Source organism: Streptomyces sp. NPDC051104 (genome assembly GCF_040682835.1).
Lineage (GTDB): Bacteria > Actinomycetota > Actinomycetes > Streptomycetales > Streptomycetaceae > Streptomyces > Streptomyces cynarae.
This window is the reverse complement of sequence record NZ_JBFBBS010000011.1, coordinates 66,717-84,763: the sequence shown is the minus strand read 5'-3', so window position 1 is coordinate 84,763 and position 18,047 is coordinate 66,717. Positions and strand designations below refer to the sequence as shown.

Annotated in this window: 19 protein-coding genes and 2 pseudogenes; 9 read left to right on the top strand and 12 right to left on the bottom strand. The window is 71.5% G+C overall.

Annotated features, from left to right (window positions below; all coding sequences use genetic code 11):
- Positions 1-106 precede the first annotated feature (106 nt).
- The 4 genes from AB0N14_RS18490 to AB0N14_RS18475 form a co-directional block, all read right to left on the bottom strand.
- On the bottom strand, positions 107-1,069 hold the full coding sequence (locus tag AB0N14_RS18490; RefSeq protein ID WP_366026729.1) for an electron transfer flavoprotein subunit alpha/FixB family protein: 963 nt from the start codon (positions 1,067-1,069) through the stop codon (positions 107-109).
- A gap of 60 nt (positions 1,070-1,129) precedes the next feature.
- Positions 1,130-1,915, bottom strand: a complete 786-nt coding sequence (locus tag AB0N14_RS18485; protein WP_366026728.1) for an electron transfer flavoprotein subunit beta/FixA family protein — start codon at positions 1,913-1,915, stop codon at positions 1,130-1,132.
- Between the two features lie 224 nt (positions 1,916-2,139).
- Positions 2,140-2,649: a flavin reductase family protein gene (locus AB0N14_RS18480; RefSeq protein ID WP_366026727.1), complete on the bottom strand. Its 510-nt coding sequence runs from the start codon at positions 2,647-2,649 to the stop codon at positions 2,140-2,142.
- A 207-nt stretch (positions 2,650-2,856) separates the two neighbouring features.
- Positions 2,857-3,270 (bottom strand): thioredoxin family protein, encoded by a 414-nt coding sequence (locus AB0N14_RS18475; RefSeq protein WP_366026726.1) that lies wholly within the window; start codon positions 3,268-3,270, stop codon positions 2,857-2,859.
- Between the two features lie 75 nt (positions 3,271-3,345).
- On the opposite strand from AB0N14_RS18475, the gene AB0N14_RS18470 reads away from it, so the two are divergent.
- Both AB0N14_RS18470 and AB0N14_RS18465 read left to right on the top strand, forming a co-directional pair.
- The gene (locus AB0N14_RS18470; protein ID WP_366026725.1) at positions 3,346-3,762 is read left to right on the top strand and encodes a DUF4395 domain-containing protein; all 417 of its coding nucleotides are present in this window, start codon (positions 3,346-3,348) and stop codon (positions 3,760-3,762) included.
- Positions 3,763-3,944: 182 nt separating this feature from the next.
- A complete protein-coding gene (locus AB0N14_RS18465; RefSeq protein WP_366026724.1) occupies positions 3,945-4,673 on the top strand; it encodes a lysophospholipid acyltransferase family protein in 729 nt (242 codons plus the stop codon).
- A 6-nt stretch (positions 4,674-4,679) separates the two neighbouring features.
- Here the strand turns inward: AB0N14_RS18465 and AB0N14_RS18460 are convergent, their stop codons facing one another.
- From AB0N14_RS18460 to AB0N14_RS18440, 5 genes are all read right to left on the bottom strand, one after another.
- On the bottom strand, positions 4,680-5,372 hold the full coding sequence (locus tag AB0N14_RS18460; protein WP_366026723.1) for a phenylalanine--tRNA ligase beta subunit-related protein: 693 nt from the start codon (positions 5,370-5,372) through the stop codon (positions 4,680-4,682).
- A gap of 8 nt (positions 5,373-5,380) precedes the next feature.
- On the bottom strand, positions 5,381-5,974 hold the full coding sequence (locus tag AB0N14_RS18455) for a transglutaminase domain-containing protein (protein ID WP_366026722.1): 594 nt from the start codon (positions 5,972-5,974) through the stop codon (positions 5,381-5,383).
- 97 nt (positions 5,975-6,071) lie between these two features.
- Positions 6,072-7,142 (bottom strand): low specificity L-threonine aldolase, encoded by a 1,071-nt coding sequence (locus AB0N14_RS18450; RefSeq protein WP_366026721.1) that lies wholly within the window; start codon positions 7,140-7,142, stop codon positions 6,072-6,074.
- Entirely contained in the window at positions 7,139-7,891 is a 753-nt protein-coding gene (locus AB0N14_RS18445; RefSeq protein WP_366026720.1) for an SDR family NAD(P)-dependent oxidoreductase, read from the bottom strand. Before AB0N14_RS18445 ends, AB0N14_RS18450 begins: the two co-directional genes overlap by 4 nt.
- 41 nt (positions 7,892-7,932) lie before the next feature.
- Positions 7,933-9,330 carry a DUF6421 family protein gene (locus tag AB0N14_RS18440; RefSeq protein ID WP_366026719.1) on the bottom strand — a complete coding sequence of 466 codons (1,398 nt, stop codon included), beginning with the start codon at positions 9,328-9,330 and terminating at the stop codon, positions 7,933-7,935.
- A gap of 421 nt (positions 9,331-9,751) precedes the next feature.
- On the opposite strand from AB0N14_RS18440, the gene AB0N14_RS18435 reads away from it, so the two are divergent.
- Positions 9,752-10,435: a glycerophosphodiester phosphodiesterase family protein gene (locus AB0N14_RS18435; protein WP_366026718.1), complete on the top strand. Its 684-nt coding sequence runs from the start codon at positions 9,752-9,754 to the stop codon at positions 10,433-10,435.
- A gap of 15 nt (positions 10,436-10,450) precedes the next feature.
- On the opposite strand, the gene AB0N14_RS18430 is transcribed toward AB0N14_RS18435, so the two are convergent.
- A complete protein-coding gene (locus tag AB0N14_RS18430) occupies positions 10,451-11,008 on the bottom strand; it encodes a GNAT family N-acetyltransferase (protein WP_366026717.1) in 558 nt (185 codons plus the stop codon).
- Positions 11,009-11,082: 74 nt separating this feature from the next.
- Between AB0N14_RS18430 and AB0N14_RS18425 the strand changes: the two genes are divergently transcribed.
- Both AB0N14_RS18425 and AB0N14_RS18420 read left to right on the top strand, forming a co-directional pair.
- Positions 11,083-11,475 (top strand): VOC family protein, encoded by a 393-nt coding sequence (locus tag AB0N14_RS18425; RefSeq protein WP_366026716.1) that lies wholly within the window; start codon positions 11,083-11,085, stop codon positions 11,473-11,475.
- Positions 11,476-11,536: 61 nt separating this feature from the next.
- Positions 11,537-12,301, top strand: a complete 765-nt coding sequence (locus tag AB0N14_RS18420) for a VOC family protein (protein ID WP_366026715.1) — start codon at positions 11,537-11,539, stop codon at positions 12,299-12,301.
- 139 nt (positions 12,302-12,440) lie between these two features.
- Here the strand turns inward: AB0N14_RS18420 and AB0N14_RS18415 are convergent, their stop codons facing one another.
- Together AB0N14_RS18415 and AB0N14_RS18410 are read right to left on the bottom strand one after the other, a co-directional pair.
- A complete protein-coding gene (locus tag AB0N14_RS18415; RefSeq protein ID WP_366026714.1) occupies positions 12,441-13,007 on the bottom strand; it encodes a MarR family transcriptional regulator in 567 nt (188 codons plus the stop codon).
- A pseudogene (locus tag AB0N14_RS18410) lies at positions 13,004-14,624 on the bottom strand (FUSC family protein). The gene AB0N14_RS18415 and the pseudogene AB0N14_RS18410 overlap by 4 nt, the downstream one beginning before the upstream one ends.
- A 166-nt stretch (positions 14,625-14,790) precedes the next feature.
- Between AB0N14_RS18410 and AB0N14_RS18405 the strand changes: the two are divergent.
- The 4 genes and pseudogenes from AB0N14_RS18405 (at position 14,791) to AB0N14_RS18390 (ending at position 17,901) form a co-directional block, all read left to right on the top strand.
- Complete coding sequence (locus AB0N14_RS18405) at positions 14,791-15,336, top strand: DUF5134 domain-containing protein (protein WP_366026713.1); 546 nt, start codon at positions 14,791-14,793, stop codon at positions 15,334-15,336.
- Positions 15,337-15,462: 126 nt separating this feature from the next.
- Positions 15,463-16,398 (top strand): M56 family metallopeptidase, encoded by a 936-nt coding sequence (locus AB0N14_RS18400; protein ID WP_366026712.1) that lies wholly within the window; start codon positions 15,463-15,465, stop codon positions 16,396-16,398.
- 64 nt (positions 16,399-16,462) lie between these two features.
- Positions 16,463-17,170, top strand: coding sequence for a phosphatase PAP2 family protein (locus AB0N14_RS18395; protein ID WP_366026710.1), 708 nt, complete (start codon positions 16,463-16,465; stop codon positions 17,168-17,170).
- 32 nt (positions 17,171-17,202) lie between these two features.
- Positions 17,203-17,901 (top strand): annotated as a pseudogene (locus tag AB0N14_RS18390) (HAD-IA family hydrolase).
- The last annotated feature ends 146 nt before the right edge of the window (positions 17,902-18,047 follow it).

Here is an 18,047-nt window from a genome sequence, read left to right as displayed (position 1 = left end):
CAACACCGTCTCGTGCGCGAACCGCCCCTCCACCGGCAGCCCTGGGACGAACGAAGGCCCCCGCGACCGCAGGGCGGTCGCGGGGGCCTCCCAGCCCTGGAGTCGCTCAGCCCTTGCGGGCCTTGATCTGCTCGGTGAGCTGCGGGACGACCTCGAACAGGTCGCCGACGATGCCGTAGTCGACCAGGTCGAAGATCGGCGCCTCGGCGTCCTTGTTGATCGCCACGATGGTCTTCGAGGTCTGCATACCGGCGCGGTGCTGGATCGCGCCGGAGATGCCGGTGGCGACGTACAGCTGCGGGGACACGCTCTTGCCGGTCTGGCCGACCTGGTTGGTGTGCGGGTACCAGCCCGCGTCCACCGCGGCACGCGAGGCGCCGACGGCCGCGCCCAGGGAGTCGGCGAGGGTCTCGATGAGCGCGAAGTTCTCCGCACCGCCCACACCACGGCCTCCGGAGACCACGATCGCGGCCTCGGTCAGCTCCGGGCGGCCCGTGGACTCACGCGGCGTACGGCCGGTGATCTTCGTGCCGGTCGCCTTCTCGGAGAAGGTCACCGACAGGGCCTCGACCGTGCCCGCGGCCGGGGCGGCCTCCACGGCGGCCGAGTTCGGCTTCACCGTGATGACCGGGGTGCCCTTGCTGACACGGGACTTGGTGGTGAAGGACGCGGCGAACACCGACTGGGTGGCCACCGGGCCCTCGTCGCCGGCCTCGAGGTCGACGGCGTCGGTGATGATGCCCGAGCCGATGCGCAGCGCCAGACGCGCGGCGATCTCCTTGCCCTCCGCGGAGGACGGGACCAGCACGGCGGCCGGGGACACCTGCTCGCAGGCGGCCTGCATGGCGTCCACCTTCGGCACGACCAGGTACTCGGCGTACTCGGAGGCGTCGTGGGTGAGGACCTTGACCGCGCCGTGCTCGGCGAGCGTGGCGGCGGTGTTCTCGGCACCGGAGCCGAGGGCGACGGCGACCGGCTCGCCGATGCGGCGGGCCAGGGTCAGCAGCTCCAGCGTGGGCTTGCGGACGGCACCGTCCACGTGGTCGACGTAGACGAGAACTTCAGCCATGGGAACGGATCTCCTTGCGGATTCTTGCGAAGTCTGAGGGTCGGTAAGGGAGTCGATCCCTTAGATGAACTTCTGGCTCGCGAGGAACTCAGCGAGCTGCTTGCCGCCCTCGCCCTCGTCCTTGACGATCGTGCCCGCGGTGCGCGCCGGGCGCTCGGCCGCGGCCTGGACCGTGGTGTAGGCACCCTCGAGACCGACCTCCTCGGCCTCGATCTCCAGGTCGGACAGGTCCCAGGACTCCACGGGCTTCTTCTTGGCCGCCATGATGCCCTTGAAGGACGGGTAGCGGGCCTCGCCCGACTGGTCGGTCACCGACACGACGGCCGGAAGAGACGCCTGAAGCTGCTCGGAGGCGGCGTCGCCGTCCCGGCGGCCCTTGACGGTGCCGTCCTCGACGGAGACCTCGGACAGCAGGGTCACCTGCGGGACGCCCAGACGCTCGGCCAGCAGCGCGGGTACGACACCCATGGTGCCGTCGGTGGAGGCCATGCCGGAGATCACCAGGTCGTAGCCGGCCTTCTCGATCGCCTTGGCCAGCACCAGAGAGGTGCCGATGGCGTCCGTGCCGTGCAGGTCGTCGTCCTCCACGTGGATCGCCTTGTCGGCGCCCATCGACAGTGCCTTGCGCAGCGCGTCCTTGGCGTCCTCCGGGCCCACGGTCAGGACGGTGACCTCGGCGTCGTCCGCGTTCTCCGCGATCTGCAGCGCCTGCTCGACCGCGTACTCGTCGAGCTCGGAGAGCAGACCGTCCACGTCGTCCCGGTCGACGGTCAGGTCATCGGCGAAGTGCCGGTCGCCAGTGGCGTCGGGCACGTACTTCACAGTGACAACGATCCTCAAGCTCACGCCGGCTCTCCTACTGCATCGTCATTTCTGGGCTGCCTTCTTGCAGGCAGCATAGGCGCCTGAAGCGGCCGATCCCGGTCGGGGCGACCCCGCGCTCCGAACGAAATATTACTCGCCAGTACATCGACTGAATGCCCGCTAAGCAAGCGCTTTGAACTGTGACCTTGACAACGCTCTGTAACCAGCCGGGCGACGACTCGGGCACGGAGGCCGCCAAGGACGACTCAGTCACGGAGGCCGTTGAACCGGCCCTGGTGGTACAGGAGGGGGCGTCCGGCACCCGAGGGATCACCGAGGACGACCTCGGCGAGGACGACGCGATGGTCCCCGGCGGGCACCCGGGCCACCACGCGGCACACCAGCCAGGCGAGGACGTCGTCCAGAAGGGGCACCCCCTCCGGGCCCTCACGCCAGCTGGTCGGTGCCCCGAACCGGTCGGCGCCGCTCGTGGCGAAGGTGCCGGCCAGGTCCTCCTGGTGCTCGCCGAGTATGTGCACGCCGACGTGCTCGGCCTCCGAGACGACGGGCCAGCTGGAGGAGCCCACGCCGATGCCGAAGGAGACGAGCGGGGGCTCGGCGGAGACGGAGGTCAGGGAGGTGGCGGTGAAGCCGACCGGCCTGCCGCCGCCCTGGGCGGTGATCACGGCGACTCCGGCCGCGTGCCGCCGGAAGACGGAGCGGAGCAGGTCCGGGGAGGCGAGCCGATGGGTGACGAGGTCGGGCGTGGCCCTCATGCGATCGTCCTTCTGGGAGAGGTGACCTGGGGTCCGTGGGTGCTCAGCACGCCGGACAGCAGGCACTCGCGGTGCGGGCCAGATCCACGTGGACACGCTCGAAGAGAAGGAGTTCCGGGGGCATACGGTCAGGCTGACGATAGGTGGTACGCACAGTCAAGTGCGTCCCGGCATCCGGGAGGCACGTCACCGTCGTGGACACAACCGTCAAACCGCCTCCCCCAGCGCCGCGATGACGTCGGCCTTGCGAGGCCGGCCGGTGGCTCGCCGCACGACCCGTCCGCCGGCGTCGAGGATCAGCACGGTGGGCGTCTTCAGGATGTCGAGTTCGCGCACGAGGTCGAGGTGCGCCTCGGCGTCGATCTCGATGTGGGTCACGCCCGGAACCATGTCGGCCACCTCGCCGAGGACCCGTCGCGTGGCCCGGCACGGAGCGCAGAAGGCGCTGGAGAACTGAACGAGCGTCGCCCGCTCGCCGAGTCCCTGCCCCAACTCGGCCGCGCCGAGCCGCTTTCCCTCGTCCCGCCCGCGCACTCTCACTCTCCCGCTCCGTCGCCGGTGCAGCACTCCGTACGCGCTCGCCAGCGCGAGCACGGCCACGCACACCACAAGTCCCGTCATCTTCTGCTCCAGCGTTCACCAGACCGCAAAGATTCCTGGCTCCCCGATCCGATTCTCATGCGGAATGCTTGAATCATGGACATCGATGTAAGGGGGCCGCGCTTCGGGGCGGCCGTGACGACCGTTGTGCTGGCCGTGGTCCTGGTCACCGGCAGCGCCTGGCTGCTGGCCTGGCAGTTGCTGGCCTTCGCGCTGGGCGCGGCCGGGGGCGTGACCCGTTCACCGTACGGATGGCTGTTCCGGAGGGTCGTACGCCCGCGGCTCGGGCCGCCGACGGAGTTCGAGGCGCCGCAGCCGCCGCAGTTCGCCCAGGCTGTCGGGCTCGTCTTCACCGTCGTCGGGCTGGTCGGCTACACCGCGGGGCCGCGGTGGCTGGGGCTGGCGGCCACCGGGGCGGCGCTCGCCGCCGCCTTCCTCAACGCCGCGTTCGGGTACTGCCTCGGGTGCGAGGCGTACCTGCTCATGCGGCGTGTGGCGGTCCGCGCGGACTGACGGGGCATCAGGCCCGGGTGGTGCGAACGGCTGACGTGACGAGGATCTCGCCGTACACGGGCACCAGGACTGGCCCCGCGTCCGTTCTTCAGGCACGATCTGCGGCAAGCCGTAAACCTACGGCTGCGTAACTTCCCGCTGGGAGTCCCTTCCCAGGCTGAGAGAAGGGTCCGTCCCCATCCATGGCTGAGCTCGTCTACCGTCCCGTCATCGGTCTGGCCCGCACGATGTTCAAGGCGTGGGACCTGAAGATCGACTGCGAGGGCTCGGAGAACATCCCCCGCTCCGGCGGTGCGGTGCTGGTGAGCAACCACATCAGCTATCTGGACTTCATCTTCAACGGCCTGGCGGCGCTGCCGCAGAAGCGCCTGGTGCGCTTCATGGCCAAGGAATCCGTCTTCCGGCACCGCATCTCCGGCCCGCTGATGCGCGCCATGAAGCACATCCCGGTGGACCGCAAGCAGGGCGAGGCGGCGTACGCGCACGCGCTGGACTCACTGAGGTCGGGCGAGGTGGTGGGAGTCTTTCCGGAGGCGACCATCTCCGAGTCGTTCACCCTGAAGAGCTTCAAGTCCGGTGCGGTGCGCCTGGCCCAGGAGGCGGGCGTCCCGCTGGTCCCGATGGCCCTGTGGGGCACCCAGCGGCTGTGGACCAAGGGCCACCCGCGCAACTTCAAGCGCAGCCACACCCCGATCACGATCCGGGTCGGTGAGGCGATCGAGGCCTCCCGCGAGACATACGCGGGCGTCCTGACCCGTCAGCTGCGCGAGCGGGTCCAGGAGTTGCTGGAGGCCGCGCAGCGCGCCTACCCGGGTCGGCCCAAGGGCCAGGAGGACGCCTGGTGGATGCCGGCCCATCTCGGTGGCACCGCGCCGACCCCCGAGGCGCTGCGCGCCGCCGAGGCGCACTGAGGTCCGTCAGGCAGGGGCGTGGACGGTGATCCTCGCCCCGGGGCTGAACTTCTCCAGCAATTCCGCGAGTTCGGCACCGGCCTGCTCGACGTCCGCCACCGGCATCGGGTCCAGGCTCTCCAGCAGGAAGAGCGCGGAGGTGGACTCCTCGGTGAGCCGGGTGCGGGGACCCTGGCGCCAGTTCCAGCGGCGGCAGGTCACGCCGGCCGCGTCGCGCCAGACCACCTCGCCGGTGTCCGGGTGTTGCACGGTCTCCTCGCCCGCAGCGACGGTCACGAACTCCTCGTCCCCCGCGGCCCGTACGAGGTGCATGGCGCCCTGGATGCGGTCGAGGTCCTCGCCGCCGACCGGGATGAGATGGGCGACGCTGATGGCATTGTAGATGTCGACGAGCACGTTGATCCTGGGCAACCCGGCGTCCGACAGGGCCCGCTTGGCGAGCGCCTCGGCGGAGTTGCGGGTGCGGGACGGCTTGGCTCCGAAGGCCGTGTACACCGAGCGCCAGGCCGCCATGTGCGGATCCTCGTGCGGGGCGCGTCCGTCCAGGCGGGCGGCGAGTCGGCGGGCGGCGTCGTCGAGCAGGGCGGACGTGGCCTCGGTGCTGGGCCCGCTCACGAGACCGTGGGCTTCGATCGCGACATGTGTGAAGCCGGGCGCGAGGGCACGCACCTCGTCGGACACGGTCAGGGTGGGAGTCATCGCCTGCCTCAGAGTGCGGTGGGGAGCGTCTTCCAGAGGGTCGGCCGGTCGGGTGCGGCCTTGAGGGCCCTCACCACCGCCGGGTGAGGTACAGCATACAGGACTGGATAGTCCACCTCGCTGGACTTCGCGTCGGGGATCCAGGCGAGGCGCTCGCCGTCGAGGGAGAACTGGGCGTCGACGCCCGGTTTGTTGCCGCGGGGGTCCTGACGATGCCAGGCGCCGTTGAACCGCACGGCGACCAGACCGTGCACGGCGTGACCGCCGCCGTCGTCGTGCGCCAGCCGCTGGTAGCACAGGGCCGTCGGAATGTCCTCCGCCCGCAGCAGCGCCGCCAGGGCGTGCGCCTTGGCGTAGCAGATTCCGGTGCGCTGCTCCAGCACGTCGGAGGCCCGCCAGGTGACCCGCAGGTCACCGCTGTCGGCGGAATGCGGAATGGCGTCGCGGACGTATTCATAGGCCGCTCGCGCATAGGCATACGAATCCTGGACGTCCCCCGCAAGGCGCGCGGCGGTTTCCCGCACCAGGGGATGGTCATGGTCGATGACCTCATCGGCAGCCAAGTAGGCGGACAGGTCGGGCGTTTCCTGGATCAGCTCCATGTCCGCAGAGCATAGGAATGCGGCCACCCGAGAGTCAATGACTTTTCGAGCGACCGCATAACTATGCAATTGGCGAGCTGACGTGTCTCTGCGGCGGCTAGCGCGCCATCTCCTCCTTGAGTGCCGCCACGAACCGGTCCACGTCGTCCTCGGTCGTGTCGAACGAGCACATCCAGCGCACGTCGCCCGCGGCCTCGTTCCAGAAGTAGAAGCGGAAGCGCTTCTGCAGGCGCTCGCTCACGTCGTGCGGCAGGCGTGCGAACACGGCGTTGGCCTGAACCGGGTGGAGGATCTCCACTCCGTGGACCGCGCGCACGCCCTCGGCGAGGCGCTGGGCCATCTCGTTGGCGTGGCGGGCGTTGCGCAGCCAGAGGTCCTTGGCGAGCAGGGCCTCCAACTGGACCGAGACGAAGCGCATCTTGGAGGCGAGCTGCATGGACAGCTTGCGCAGGTGCTTCATGTGGCTGACCGCCTCCTGGTTGACGACGACGACGGCCTCGCCGAACAGCGCGCCGTTCTTCGTCCCGCCCAGCGACAGGATGTCCACTCCGGCCGCGTTGGTGAACGTGCGCATCGGCACGTCCAGGGAGGCGGCCGCGTTGGCTATGCGGGAGCCGTCCAGGTGCACCTTCATACCGTGTGCATGGGCGTGCTCGCAGATCGCGCGGATCTCGTCGGGCGTGTAGAGGGTGCCCAGTTCGGTGCTCTGGGTGATCGAGACGACCTGCGGCATGGCGCGGTGCTCGTCCTCCCAGCCGTACGCCTGCCGGTCGATCAGCTCGGGTGTGAGCTTGCCGTCCGGGGTCGGCACGGTGAGCAGCTTCAGGCCGCCCACGCGCTCCGGCGCCCCGCATTCGTCGACGTTGATATGGGCGGACTCCGCGCAGATCACCGCGCCCCAGCGGTCGGTGACCGCCTGCAGCGCGACGACGTTGGCGCCGGTGCCGTTGAAGACCGGGAAGGCCTCGGCCGTGGCCCCGAAGTGGCTGCGGATGATCCGCTGGAGGTTCTCGGTGTACGCGTCCTCGCCGTACGCGACCTGGTGCCCGCCGTTGGCCACGGCCAGGGCGGCGATCACCTCCGGGTGGGCCCCGGCGTAGTTGTCGCTGGCGAAACCGCGGACCTCCGGGTCGTGATGACGGCGCGCGTCGGTCCTGGGAGGGTTCACGGCTTCTCGGTCAGCCACAGACGGGTTCCGTTCACTTCGGTGGCGGGCTTCTCCCAGACGCCGGCGATGGCCTCGGCCAGGTCCTTGACGTCGGTGAAGCCCGCGAACTTCGCGTTGGGGCGTGCGGCGCGCATCGCGTCGTGCACCAGTGCCTTCACCACCAGGATGGCAGCCGCCGACGTCAGCTCGCCCTCACCCTTCGCCTTGTTGAAGGCGTCGGCCATGGCGAGCGTCCAGGCCTCTGCGGCGGCCTTCGCGGCGGCGTAGGAGGCGTTGCCCGCGGTGGGCTTGCTCGCGCCCGCGGCGCTGATCAGGACGTACCGGCCGCGGTCGCTGCGCTGCAGGGCGTCGAAGAAGGCGAGCGAGGTGTGCTGCACCGTGCGGATGAGCAGCAGTTCGAGCAGGTCCCAGTCGTCGAGCTTGGTCCTGGTGAAGGTCTCGCTGCCGCGCCAGCCGCCGACGAGGTGCACCACACCGTCGACCCGGCCGAAGTCCTTCTCGACGTGGGCGGCCCAGTCGCGGGTGGACTGCAGGTCGAGCAGGTCCACCGTGTCCCCGGTGACGGTGGCGCCGCCGTACGCGTAGCGGGCCGTGTCCACGGCTTCCGCGAGCCGCTCCGGGTCGTTGTCCGAGCCGACGACGGTGGCCCCCGCCTCGGCGAGCCGGAGCAGCGCCGCCCGGCCGGCCGGTCCGCCCGCGCCGGCCACCGCGATCACCGCACCGGCCAGTGGCCCGTTCCCGTTCCGCATCTTCGCCTCCTGCCGAGCGGCCTTACCGGTTCCAAGGGCGCTCACGCGGCGACCCGCTCGGCCGCCTGAGCCGTGATGCCCTTGGTCGAGGCGATCACGTTGTTGAGCTTCTTCCGCAACGCCTCATAGAACATGCTCAGCGGAAACTCGTCCGGAAGCACGTCGTCCACGAGCTTACGCGGCGGCTGCGTCAGATCGAGGGCATCGGGGCCCTTGGCCCACTTGGAGCCCGGGTGCGGGGCGAGGTAGGTGGAGACCAGCTCGTATCCGGCGAACCAGTGCACGAGCTTGGGGCGGTCGATGCCGTCCTTGTACAGCTTCTCGATCTCTGCGCACAGCTGGTTGGTGACCTGCGGGGCGCGCTCCCAGTCGATCGACAGCTTGTTGTCGGTCCAGCGGACGACGTCGTGCTTGTGCAGGTAGGCGAAGAGCAGCTGCCCGCCGAGGCCGTCGTAGTTGCGCACGCGCTCGCCGGTGACCGGGAAGCGGAACATCCGGTCGAACAGCACCGCGTACTGCACGTCCCGGGCCTGCGGCACGCCGTCGGCCTGGAGCTTCACGGCCTCCTTGAAGGCGGTGAGGTCACAGCGCAGCTCCTCGAGGCCGTACATCCAGAACGGCTGGCGCTGCTTGATCATGAACGGGTCGAACGGCAGGTCGCCGTGGCTGTGGGTGCGGTCGTGGACCATGTCCCAGAGCACGAAGGCCTCTTCGCAGCGCTTCTGGTCGTGGACCATCGCGGCGATTTCCTCGGGCAGCTCAAGGCCCAGGATGTCGACGGCGGCCGCGGTCACGCGGCGGAAGCGGGCGGCCTCGCGGTCGCAGAAGATACCGCCCCAGGAGAACCGCTCCGGCGCCTCGCGCACGGCGATGGTCTCCGGGAACAGGACGGCGGAGTTGGTGTCGTAGCCCGCCGTGAAGTCCTCGAACTTGATGCCGCAGAACAGCGGGTTGTCATAGCGGGTGCGCTCCAGCTCGGCCAGCCAGTCGGGCCAGACCATGCGCAGCACGACCGCTTCGAGGTTGCGGTTCGGGTTGCCGTTCTGCGTGTACATCGGGAAGACGACCAGGTGCTGGAGGCCGTCCTCGCGCCTGGCGGCAGGCTGGAAGGCCAGCAGCGAGTCCAGGAAGTCGGGCACCTGGAAGCCCTCCTCGGCCCACCGGCGCAGGTCCTTCACGAGCGCCTCGTGGTAGGCGGCGTCGTGCGGCAGCAGCGGGGAGAGCTCCTCCACGGCCTGCGTCGCACGGCCCACGGCGGCCTCCGCCTCGGCACGCTCCGGTGCGCCCTCGGCGTCGAAGTCGATCGAACCGTCCTTGGCCTGCCATGGCCGGATCTGCTCCACGGCATCCTTGAGCACGGGCCAAGCGGGGTGGTCCACCACCCTGTCCTGCGGAGGAACCCGCTCCTCCGAACCCGCCTGCACAAGAATTTCCCTCATGACCCATCCTTCACCGGAGAACCTCGCGTGAGCACACCGTATGCATACGGGGTTTCTCCCAGCAAGAGGGCAGTCGACAAATTATCCTGTCGAACCACGCCTTCACCGTTCATTTTCCTGTACTGCACGAGACAGGCGACGACTTCCGCTGAACGCTTGTTCGGCCCCGCCCGCGGGACAGAGAGGCGACTTCCGGCCATCGGGCGTGGGGTACGGGACGGTCAACACGGGCGAGACGCGCCCACCCCGGGGTGACACCCGACCGGCCGCTCAGTCCGGTTTCGCGCCGCTCCGTGCGCCCCCGACCCCGGCACGGTCGGGTTCGGGGCGCGGCCGGGCCACTAGGCTGCGGGCCGAGCCGCGCCGGTCCGGGAGCGTCGCGCGGCTGCCCGAGCCGCCGTCGACGGAAGCGAGCCGAACCTTGAACTTCCTCACCATCGGTCACCGTGGAGTGATGGGTGTCGAACCCGAGAACACCCTCCGGTCCTTTGTCGCCGCCGAACGCGCGGGCCTCGATCAGATCGAGCTGGATCTGCATCTGAGCAAGGACGGTGCTCTGGTGGTCATGCACGATGACCAGGTGGACCGTACGACCGACGGTACGGGGCCGATCGTGGAGAAGACCCTCGCCGAGTTGCGCGCGCTCGACGCGGGCCGTGGTGAGCGGGTCCCCGTCTTCGAGGACGTCCTGGACGCGGTGAGGACACCGATCCAGGCGGAGATCAAGGACGTGGCGGCGGCACAGGCACTGGCCGAGGTGATGCACCGCCGGGACCTGGTCGGCCGGGTGGAGGTGTCCTCGTTCCACGACGAGGCGGTCAGGGAGATCGCCCGGCTCGTGCCGGGCGTCCGCACAGCGCTGATCGCCGACCGCCACGGCACCGACGTCGTGGAGCGGGCCGTGCAGGCCGGCGCGGCGACCGTGTGCCTCAACATTCGCCGGCTGACCCTGGAGGTCGTCGAGCACGCCCACGAGGCGGGCCTGAGGATCATCGGCTGGGTCGTCAACACCCCGGAGCATCTGCGGCTCGTCCGCGCGCTCGAGCTGGACGGCGCGACCACCGACTACCCGGAGATCAGGCGCACCGGCCGCTTCACGGCGTGACCTTCACGCACACGGTCACACCAGCGGCTTGACCAGCAGCTCGAACTGGAGGTCGTCGCGCTGGGGGATGCCGAAGCGCTCGTCGCCGTACGGGAAGGGGCTCATCTGTCCCGTACGGCGGTAGCCGCGCCGCTCGTACCAGGCGATGAGGTCGTCCCGGACGGAGATGACGGTCATCTGCATCTCCTTGACGCCCCAGGTCTCGCGGGCCGTGCGCTCCGCCTCGGCGATGACCACCTTGCCGAGGCCGCCGCCCTGCAGCGTGGGGCTGACCGCGAACATGCCGAAGTAGGCGTGGTCGCCGCGGTGCTCGAGCTGGCAGCAGGCGATGATCGACCCGTCGCGTTCCACGGTCAGCAGCCGGCTGTCGGGCGACTTGATCACCTCGAGCACGCCCTCCGGGTCGGTCCGCCGGCCCTCGAGGATGTCCGCCTCGGTGGTCCAGCCCACCCGGCTGGAGTCGCCGCGGTACGCCGACTCCACCAGCGCGACCAGCGCGTCGACGTCGGCCTCCGTGGCGTCGCGGAAGGCCAGACCGGTCGTGGCGGTGTCAGCGGTGGCGGGGCTGTCCATTGGGATGCTTCTCCATGTTCCGTGGCGCGGCGCGGGCATCGATGAGGGTAACCCGCCCACTAGGCTCCACATGCATGGTCCACGTACTGAGCAGCCGCACCCTTCTGCGCCCGGCCGATCCGGAGCGGTCCCGGGCCTTCTACGGCGGGAAACTCGGGCTTCCGGTCTACAGGGAGTTCGGTACAGGGCCGGATCGCGGGGTCGTGTACTTCCTCGGCGGCGGCTTCCTCGAGGTGGCGGGCCGCAGCGAGACCCCGCCCTCACCGGGCCTGAAGCTGTGGCTGCAGGTACCGGACGTGGCCTTGGCGCACAGGGAGCTGGCCGACGCCGGGGTCGCGATCGCGCGGCCGCCGGTGAAGGAGCCGTGGGGTCTGATCGAGATGTGGATCGAGGACCCGGACGGCACCGAGATCGTGCTCGTCGAGGTCCCGGCCGACCATCCCCTGCGGTACCGGCCGGGGACCTGATGCCGCCCGCCGGAGGTGGCCTTAGCGTGGTCAGGGGGAGCCCGGTGACCGGAGGTGTCTCATGAAGCTCGACGCGCCGGTGACCGGCGGCCCCTGCTGGACGGAGCTGGGCACCAGCGATCTGGAGGCCGCCAAGCGGTTCTACACCGAGCTGCTCGGCTGGCGGCCGGAGACCGACCCGCGGCCTGAGGCGGGCGGCTACACGATCGCGCATCTGGGGGACGCGGCGGTCGCGGCCCTCGCCCCGCTCTTCCAGGAATCGCAGCCGGTCGCCTGGAACGTGACGTTCTCGGTGGCCGACGCGGACGCGGCGGCCGAGGCGGTGCGCGCGGCCGGCGGCACGGTGCTCCTGGGGCCGATGGACGTCTTCGACGCGGGCCGTTTCACGGTCGCCGGCGATCCGGGCGGCGCCGTCTTCCAGATGTGGCAGCCGCGGGCCTTCCCCGGGGCGGGGCTGCTCAACGCGCCGGGCTCGCTCGGCTGGGTGGAGCTCCTGACCCGGGTCCCGGAGCGGGTCACCGACTTCTACACGACCGTCTTCGGCTGGAGCGTGCACCCTTCCGAGCAGTACACGCAGTGGGGCATCGACGGCGCCGACTTCGGCGGCATGGTGACGATGGGCGACCGGTTCCCGCCCGAGGTGCCGTCGCACTGGCTGCCGTACTTCGCCGTCGAGGACGTGGACGCCACGGTGCAGGTCGCGACACAGGCGGGTGCGGGCGTCCTCATGGAACCCACCTCGGTCCCGGACGGCCCGCGCATCGCCGTCCTGAAGGACCCGCAGGGCGCGGTCTTCGGCATCTACGTCGCAGGTCAGGAGGGCTAGTCCGGGTGCCTCTGGTTCTCGGCGGACAACCTCGGGTCAAGGGGCCGCGGTCAGCGGGGTGAGCGTCACCCGGTCGATGACCGGGTCGTACGCCGAGCGCTGGTCGTAGGGGTTGCGGGTGTCGCCGTCGAGTGCGCCGTCAGCCGCGCGGTGCGCCGAGTCGGCCTTCCAGCTGGACGAGCAACTCGCCCAGCTGTTCCGCGAGTTGACGCCGGTCGTCGGTGCCGAGCCCGGACAGGACGGCGGTCTCGTACGACAGTTGCTCGGGCAGGACGGCGTCGATCAGCTCGCGGCCCGCCTCCGTCAGATGCACATGCGCCACGCGGCGGTCACGGTAGTCCCCGCGCCGCTCGACCAGGCCGCGCTCGGCGAGCTGCTTGATCCGTTTGGTGACCGCGGCGCCGGAGGAGAAGGTCTCCCGGGCCAGCTCTCCGGGCGTCAGCTCGTGCCCCGTGCGGCGCAGCGTGCCGAGGGCGTCGAACTCCGGCCGGGTGAGCCCGGCGCGGCGCAGCGGGGCGTCCTCGGCCTGCTGGAGCAGGGCGGCGCAACGGTTGACCCGCCCGATGATCTCCATGGGCCCGGTGTCGATGTCGGGGCGGACGGTCCGCCACTGGCGCACGACGGCGGCGACGATGTCGCCCGCGACGGGCGCCGGTCCGGCAGCACCGCCCTGCGCCCGCGTCGTCGGTCCGTTCACTGCCGTCATGTCCGTGCGCCTTCCGAGGTGTGCAGTCCCTGCCGTCGTACCGTCGCGGCGAGCGTACGGTGTCCGGCCTGTTCGGCGCGCAGCACCCGCTCCTCGGGCAGGGCGCGCTGCCACCACTCGCCGGCCGCGGCGTCGGCCGTGGCGCGCGGCTCCACGAGGGCTGCGGCGAGGACGCGGCGTGCGCTTTCCAGAGCTCCCGGCTCGACGTGCTCGGCGGCCAGGAGCCGGGCCGCGCGCTCGCGGGCGCGGTCGACGGCGGCGAGGGCGTGGTCGAGGCGGTCGCCGGCGCGCCGGTTGGTGACGACGATCGCGGCGACGAAGCCGACCAGCGCTCCGATGAGGGTGTCCAGGATCCGGTCGGCCATCAGCGCGGCGGGCTCCTGATGGCGGGCGAACTCGGTGATGAGCAGGGCCATCGGCGTCACACAGACGCTGCCGAGCCAGTAGTTGCGGCTGATGAGCGCCTCGGCGCCGAAGTCGAAGACCAGGCCGCACAGCACCAGGGCGAGCTGGTTCAGGTGCGCGAGCGGGGCGATGGCCGCGAAGAGCAGGACGCCGAGGAGGTTGCCGATGACGCGCTGGATGCCTCGGCGCCAGGTGAGGGTGACATTGGCCTGGTACAGCGAGGCTGCGGTGACCAGCGCCCAGTACGGGCGGCCGACGCCGAGCGCGAGGGAGACGTATCCGGCGAGGGCGCAGCCGAGGGCGGTGCGCAGGGCGATGGGGGCGAGCGGGCCGAGCCTGCGGCGCAGGGGGCGCTGCGGACTCGCGAGTTCGGCCTCCACGCCGAGGAGTTCGTCGGCGGTCCCGCCGAGGTCGTCCGGGAGCGGGACGGGCCCGGTGCCGCGCAGGTCGCGCGCCCGGGCGCGCAGCCGCTCGGGGTCGGTGTCGTCGGGCGCCGCGAGCGCGACCTCGGCACGGACGACGAGCCGTGCCAGGGCGTGCCGGGATGCAGAGCCGGTGGACAGCAGCGACTGCCAGGCGGTGTGCACGGCGGCCGCGGCACCGGCCCGGGCGACGGCCGCCCCGGTCTCGGCGAACACGGCGGCGGCGCTCAGGGCGTGGGCGGTGGCGCGGCGCTCGGGGCCGTGTGGCCGCAGCAGGCCGGGGGCCATGCCGACGATCCAGGACCAGGCGCCCGACGCGGCGGCGAGACCGAGGTGGGCGGGGACCTGACCCAGGGTCTTCGGGGCGAAGAGGGACGCCGAGCTGACGAAGGTGAAGATCACGTTGCCGGGCGGCCCGATGCGGGTCGCGTCGCAGAGCGCCTTCTGTACCGCCGCGAGCAGGGCGCCCACGGTCACCAGGACCACGGCGTTCGTGGTGAGGGACGCGGCGGCCAGGGCGACGGCGAGGCCGCCGAGCATGCCGAGGACGACCCGGACGAGAGTCAGGGCGCGGGCCGCGTAGGGGCGGTTGTGCGCGTACGGGGCGCACAGCGAGCCCGCCATCGTGTAGACGGCCGGGTCGAGGCGGCCGAGGGCGAGCAGTGTCAGGTTCGGCGGGGCGACCGCGGCGACCACGCTCAGTGCGGATCTCCGAGGGCCTGCCGAGGCGCAGATGGCCGGAGAGGGGCAAAGGGCGCACTCGGGAGGTTCGGGGGGTGACGCTGCTCATGGACATAAGCACAGATGTTTTACTTGTAAACGAATGACGGCGACCGCGCCCGGCCTGCCGCGCCGTGCCTGCGCTCCCCCTGTACCCCTGTGCGCTTGCGTGCGCACCCTGCGTCACGGGCATGCCCCCGGTGACCGTCCGAGACCGTCCAGCGGGGAGGTGCGCGGTGCACGGACCGGCTTCGCCCGGCTGGCTGCTCGTCGCGCTGTGTGCGGCGACCGGGGCCTACTGTCTGCTGCGGATGCGCAGCACCGTCGAGGAACAGCGCCGGGCCGCGGGCGGCGAGGCGCTGATGGGGTTCGGCATGGCGGTGATGGCCGTGCCCGCGGCGGTCGCCGTGCCGCCGCGCGCCGTGTGGATCACCTACGCCGTGGTCTTCGGCGGGGCGGCCGTACGGGCCCTGTGGGAAGCCCGGCGCGGCACCCACCATGTGCACCATCTGATCGGCGCGTGCGCCATGGTCTACATGGCGGCGGCGATGGCCGCCTCGCACGGACACCACACGCACGGCGGCGTATCGCCGCTGACCGGGACACTGCTGCTCTACTTCACGGTCTATGTGCTGTGGTCCGGAGTACGGCTGGTGCCCGCGGTGGCGGTGGCCGCGGCCGGGGGTGCGCCGGGCACGGGCTGGGGCGACCGGCGCGAACTCGCGCGTGCCTGCCGCCTGTCCATGGCGATCGCGATGCTGGCGATGCTCCTCACGCTGTGACCCGGGCGCCGGGCGGAGCCGGCAGCAGGTCGGCGGTGGGACAGCACGCCGCGCAACCGTGGCGTGCGTCACTTTGCCGCGACAGTACGTAGGCCGTGCCCCCGCCCGGCTCATAGGCTTCGGCCCATGATGGTCCCCGCGGCACTGCTGCTGCTCGGCGCGCTGACCGCCGTCCTCGCTCCACGGCTGCTCGCCCGGGCGGACTGGCCGGACCGCGAACCGGTGGTCGCCCTGTGGGTGTGGCAGTGCGTGGTGGCGGCGGTCCTGGTGTGCTGCGTGCTGTCGATGACGCTGAGCGCGGCCGCCGCGTGGGCGGCCGTGCGGGGCCATGTGTTCGCCCCCGCCCCGCACTCGGTGGTGGCCGCGTACGCGCTGAGCACGGGGAGCCCCTGGGCCGCGACGACCGCGGTGGCGCTGGCGTGCGGCGGCGTGTGGAGCGCGGCGATGCTGGTCCGGGAGGTCTCCCGGGCACGGGCGCGCCGTCGGCACAGCCGCACCGAACTGCTGGTGCGGGCCCCGCTGTTGCCCGGCGAGGAGCCGCGCGGCGACCGACTGGTGGTGCTGGAGGGGGAGCGCCCGGACGCCTGGTGGCTGCCCGGACCGGCACCCCGACTGGTCGTCACCACGGCAGCGTTGCGCCGGCTCAAGGGCAGGCAACTGGACGCGGTGCTCGCCCATGAGCAGGGCCACGCGCGGGCCCGGCACCACTGGCTGCTGCACTCCTCGGCCGCACTGGCCAACGGGTTTCCCCAGGTGCCCGTCTTCGCCGCGTTCCGCGACGAGATGCACCGGCTGGTCGAACTCGCCGCCGACGACATGGCCTCGCGCCGCCACGGCCGCCTCACCACCGCGCTCGCGCTGGTGGAACTCAATGAGGACCGTGGCGTGTTCGGGCCCTGCCCCACCCCGCAGGCCCATGTTCCGCAGCGTGTGCACCGCCTCCTCACTCCCCCGGACCGGCTTCCGGCGGCGCGGCGGCTGCGGCTGACGGCGACCGCGGCGCTGGTCCCGGTGATTCCGGTGCTGGTGGCGTTCGTACCGGGGCTGCGCGCACTCGGGTAGTCACGGCAGGCGCCCGGCGGCCCGGGCTTGACCCATGGCCGCACGTGTCGGCGAGGATCACGGTATGCACCCCGCGCCTGTCGACTCACCGTCCCGCCCTCCGGCCCCGCGGACCGCGGCGCTCACCGCCGCCGCTCTCGCCGCCCCGTCAGTGCTGCTCCTGGTACTGGTCGCCGTCTCCTGGCGGCCGCTCATGACGCTCGACGGCGACATCGCGACCACCATGCACCGCTGGGCGGTCGAACACCGCGGAATCACGCACGTGGCCCGCGTCCTCACGGACTGGGTGTGGGACCCCCAGACCATGCGCGCCCTGTGCGCTGCCGCCGTGGTCTGGCTGCTGTGGCGGCGCAGAGCGTGGCGGCTGGCGCTGTGGGTGGCGGCCACGTGCGCGCTCGCGGCGCTGGCGCAGAACGCGCTCAAGGCGGCTGTCGGCCGCCCCCGCCCGGTGTGGCCGAATCCCGTCGACTCCGCCCACTACGCGGCCTTCCCCTCCGGTCACGCCATGACGGCGACCGCGGTGTGCGGACTGCTGCTGTGGCTCCTGCACCGCCTCGGCGCCGGGCGCCTGTTGTGGCGTACGGCGCTCACGGTGGCCGTGGTCTCGGTCGTGGGCGTCGGGCTGACGCGCGTCTGGCTGGGCGTGCACTGGCCGTCGGACGTGCTGGGCGGCTGGCTGCTGGGGGCCCTGCTGGTCGCGCTCACGGTGGCGTCGTACGAACGGTGGTGCCAAGGGGAGGAAGAGCCGGTCCGGCGCGAACGGCGTCCTTGACCGTGGGGGGTGTGTCACGAAGGATCGGCCCCATGGCGATCAAAGGCGTGCTCTTCGACTTCTCCGGGACCCTCTTCCGCATCGAGTCGACCGAGTCGTGGCTGCGCGCGGTGCTCGCGGAGGCCGACGTGACGCTGCCCGAAAGCGAGTTGCTGCGGCTGGCGGGGCAGCTGGAGGCCGCGGGCGCGCTGGCGGGCGGTGCCTCCCCCACGGGGCCACTGCCGGATGACCTGGCCGCGCTCTGGGCGGTGCGTGACCGCAGCGCCGAGGCGCACCGGGCCGCGTTCACCGGGCTCTCCCGCCGGGTGGGACTGCCGGATGCGCGGCTGCACGACGCGCTGTACGACCGTCATATGACGTCCGCCGCCTGGCGGCCCTACCCCGACACGGTGGAGGTGCTGGCCGCGCTGCGCGAGCGCGGGGTGGCCGTCGGCGTGGTCAGCAACATCGGCTGGGACCTGCGGCCGGTCTTCCGCGAGCACGGCGTCGACCGGTATGTGGACGCGTACGTGCTGTCGTACGAACACGGCATCCAGAAGCCGGACACCCGGCTGTTCGCGCTCGCCTGAGACGCGCTCGGCGTCGCCCCGCAGGACACGCTGATGGTCGGCGACGACCGCCGCGCCGACGGCGGCGCGGCGGACCTGGGTTGCGCGGTGCACTTCGTGGAGCACCGCACCGTGACCGAGCGCCCGGACGGGCTCCGTCCGATGCTGGACCTGATCGACTGAGCCGGGCGCGCGCCTCGGCTGTCAGAGCCTGTGTCACATCCCCAGCCGGATCAGCGCACGTCGTCTGGTGCGATCGCAAGGCGCCGGAGCGTCCTCGTGGCGGAGCTACCAGGACGTTTCGGCAATGCGGCTGGGGATCACCCCTG

What these genes read in the sequence shown, in the direction of transcription:
- AB0N14_RS18490 (WP_366026729.1), bottom strand. Translation starts at nt 1,069, where the DNA reads ATGGCTGAAGTTCTCGTCTACGTCGACCACGTGGACGGTGCCGTCCGC.
- AB0N14_RS18480 (WP_366026727.1), bottom strand. Translation starts at nt 2,649, where the DNA reads ATGAGGGCCACGCCCGACCTCGTCACCCATCGGCTCGCCTCCCCGGAC.
- AB0N14_RS18475 (WP_366026726.1), bottom strand. Translation starts at nt 3,270, where the DNA reads ATGACGGGACTTGTGGTGTGCGTGGCCGTGCTCGCGCTGGCGAGCGCG.
- AB0N14_RS18470 (WP_366026725.1), top strand. Translation starts at nt 3,346, where the DNA reads ATGGACATCGATGTAAGGGGGCCGCGCTTCGGGGCGGCCGTGACGACC.
- AB0N14_RS18465 (WP_366026724.1), top strand. Translation starts at nt 3,945, where the DNA reads ATGGCTGAGCTCGTCTACCGTCCCGTCATCGGTCTGGCCCGCACGATG.
- AB0N14_RS18460 (WP_366026723.1), bottom strand. Translation starts at nt 5,372, where the DNA reads ATGACTCCCACCCTGACCGTGTCCGACGAGGTGCGTGCCCTCGCGCCC.
- AB0N14_RS18455 (WP_366026722.1), bottom strand. Translation starts at nt 5,974, where the DNA reads ATGGAGCTGATCCAGGAAACGCCCGACCTGTCCGCCTACTTGGCTGCC.
- AB0N14_RS18445 (WP_366026720.1), bottom strand. Translation starts at nt 7,891, where the DNA reads ATGCGGAACGGGAACGGGCCACTGGCCGGTGCGGTGATCGCGGTGGCC.
- AB0N14_RS18440 (WP_366026719.1), bottom strand. Translation starts at nt 9,330, where the DNA reads ATGAGGGAAATTCTTGTGCAGGCGGGTTCGGAGGAGCGGGTTCCTCCG.
- AB0N14_RS18430 (WP_366026717.1), bottom strand. Translation starts at nt 11,008, where the DNA reads ATGGACAGCCCCGCCACCGCTGACACCGCCACGACCGGTCTGGCCTTC.
- AB0N14_RS18425 (WP_366026716.1), top strand. Translation starts at nt 11,083, where the DNA reads ATGGTCCACGTACTGAGCAGCCGCACCCTTCTGCGCCCGGCCGATCCG.
- AB0N14_RS18420 (WP_366026715.1), top strand. Translation starts at nt 11,537, where the DNA reads ATGAAGCTCGACGCGCCGGTGACCGGCGGCCCCTGCTGGACGGAGCTG.
- AB0N14_RS18415 (WP_366026714.1), bottom strand. Translation starts at nt 13,007, where the DNA reads ATGACGGCAGTGAACGGACCGACGACGCGGGCGCAGGGCGGTGCTGCC.
- AB0N14_RS18400 (WP_366026712.1), top strand. Translation starts at nt 15,463, where the DNA reads ATGATGGTCCCCGCGGCACTGCTGCTGCTCGGCGCGCTGACCGCCGTC.
- AB0N14_RS18395 (WP_366026710.1), top strand. Translation starts at nt 16,463, where the DNA reads ATGCACCCCGCGCCTGTCGACTCACCGTCCCGCCCTCCGGCCCCGCGG.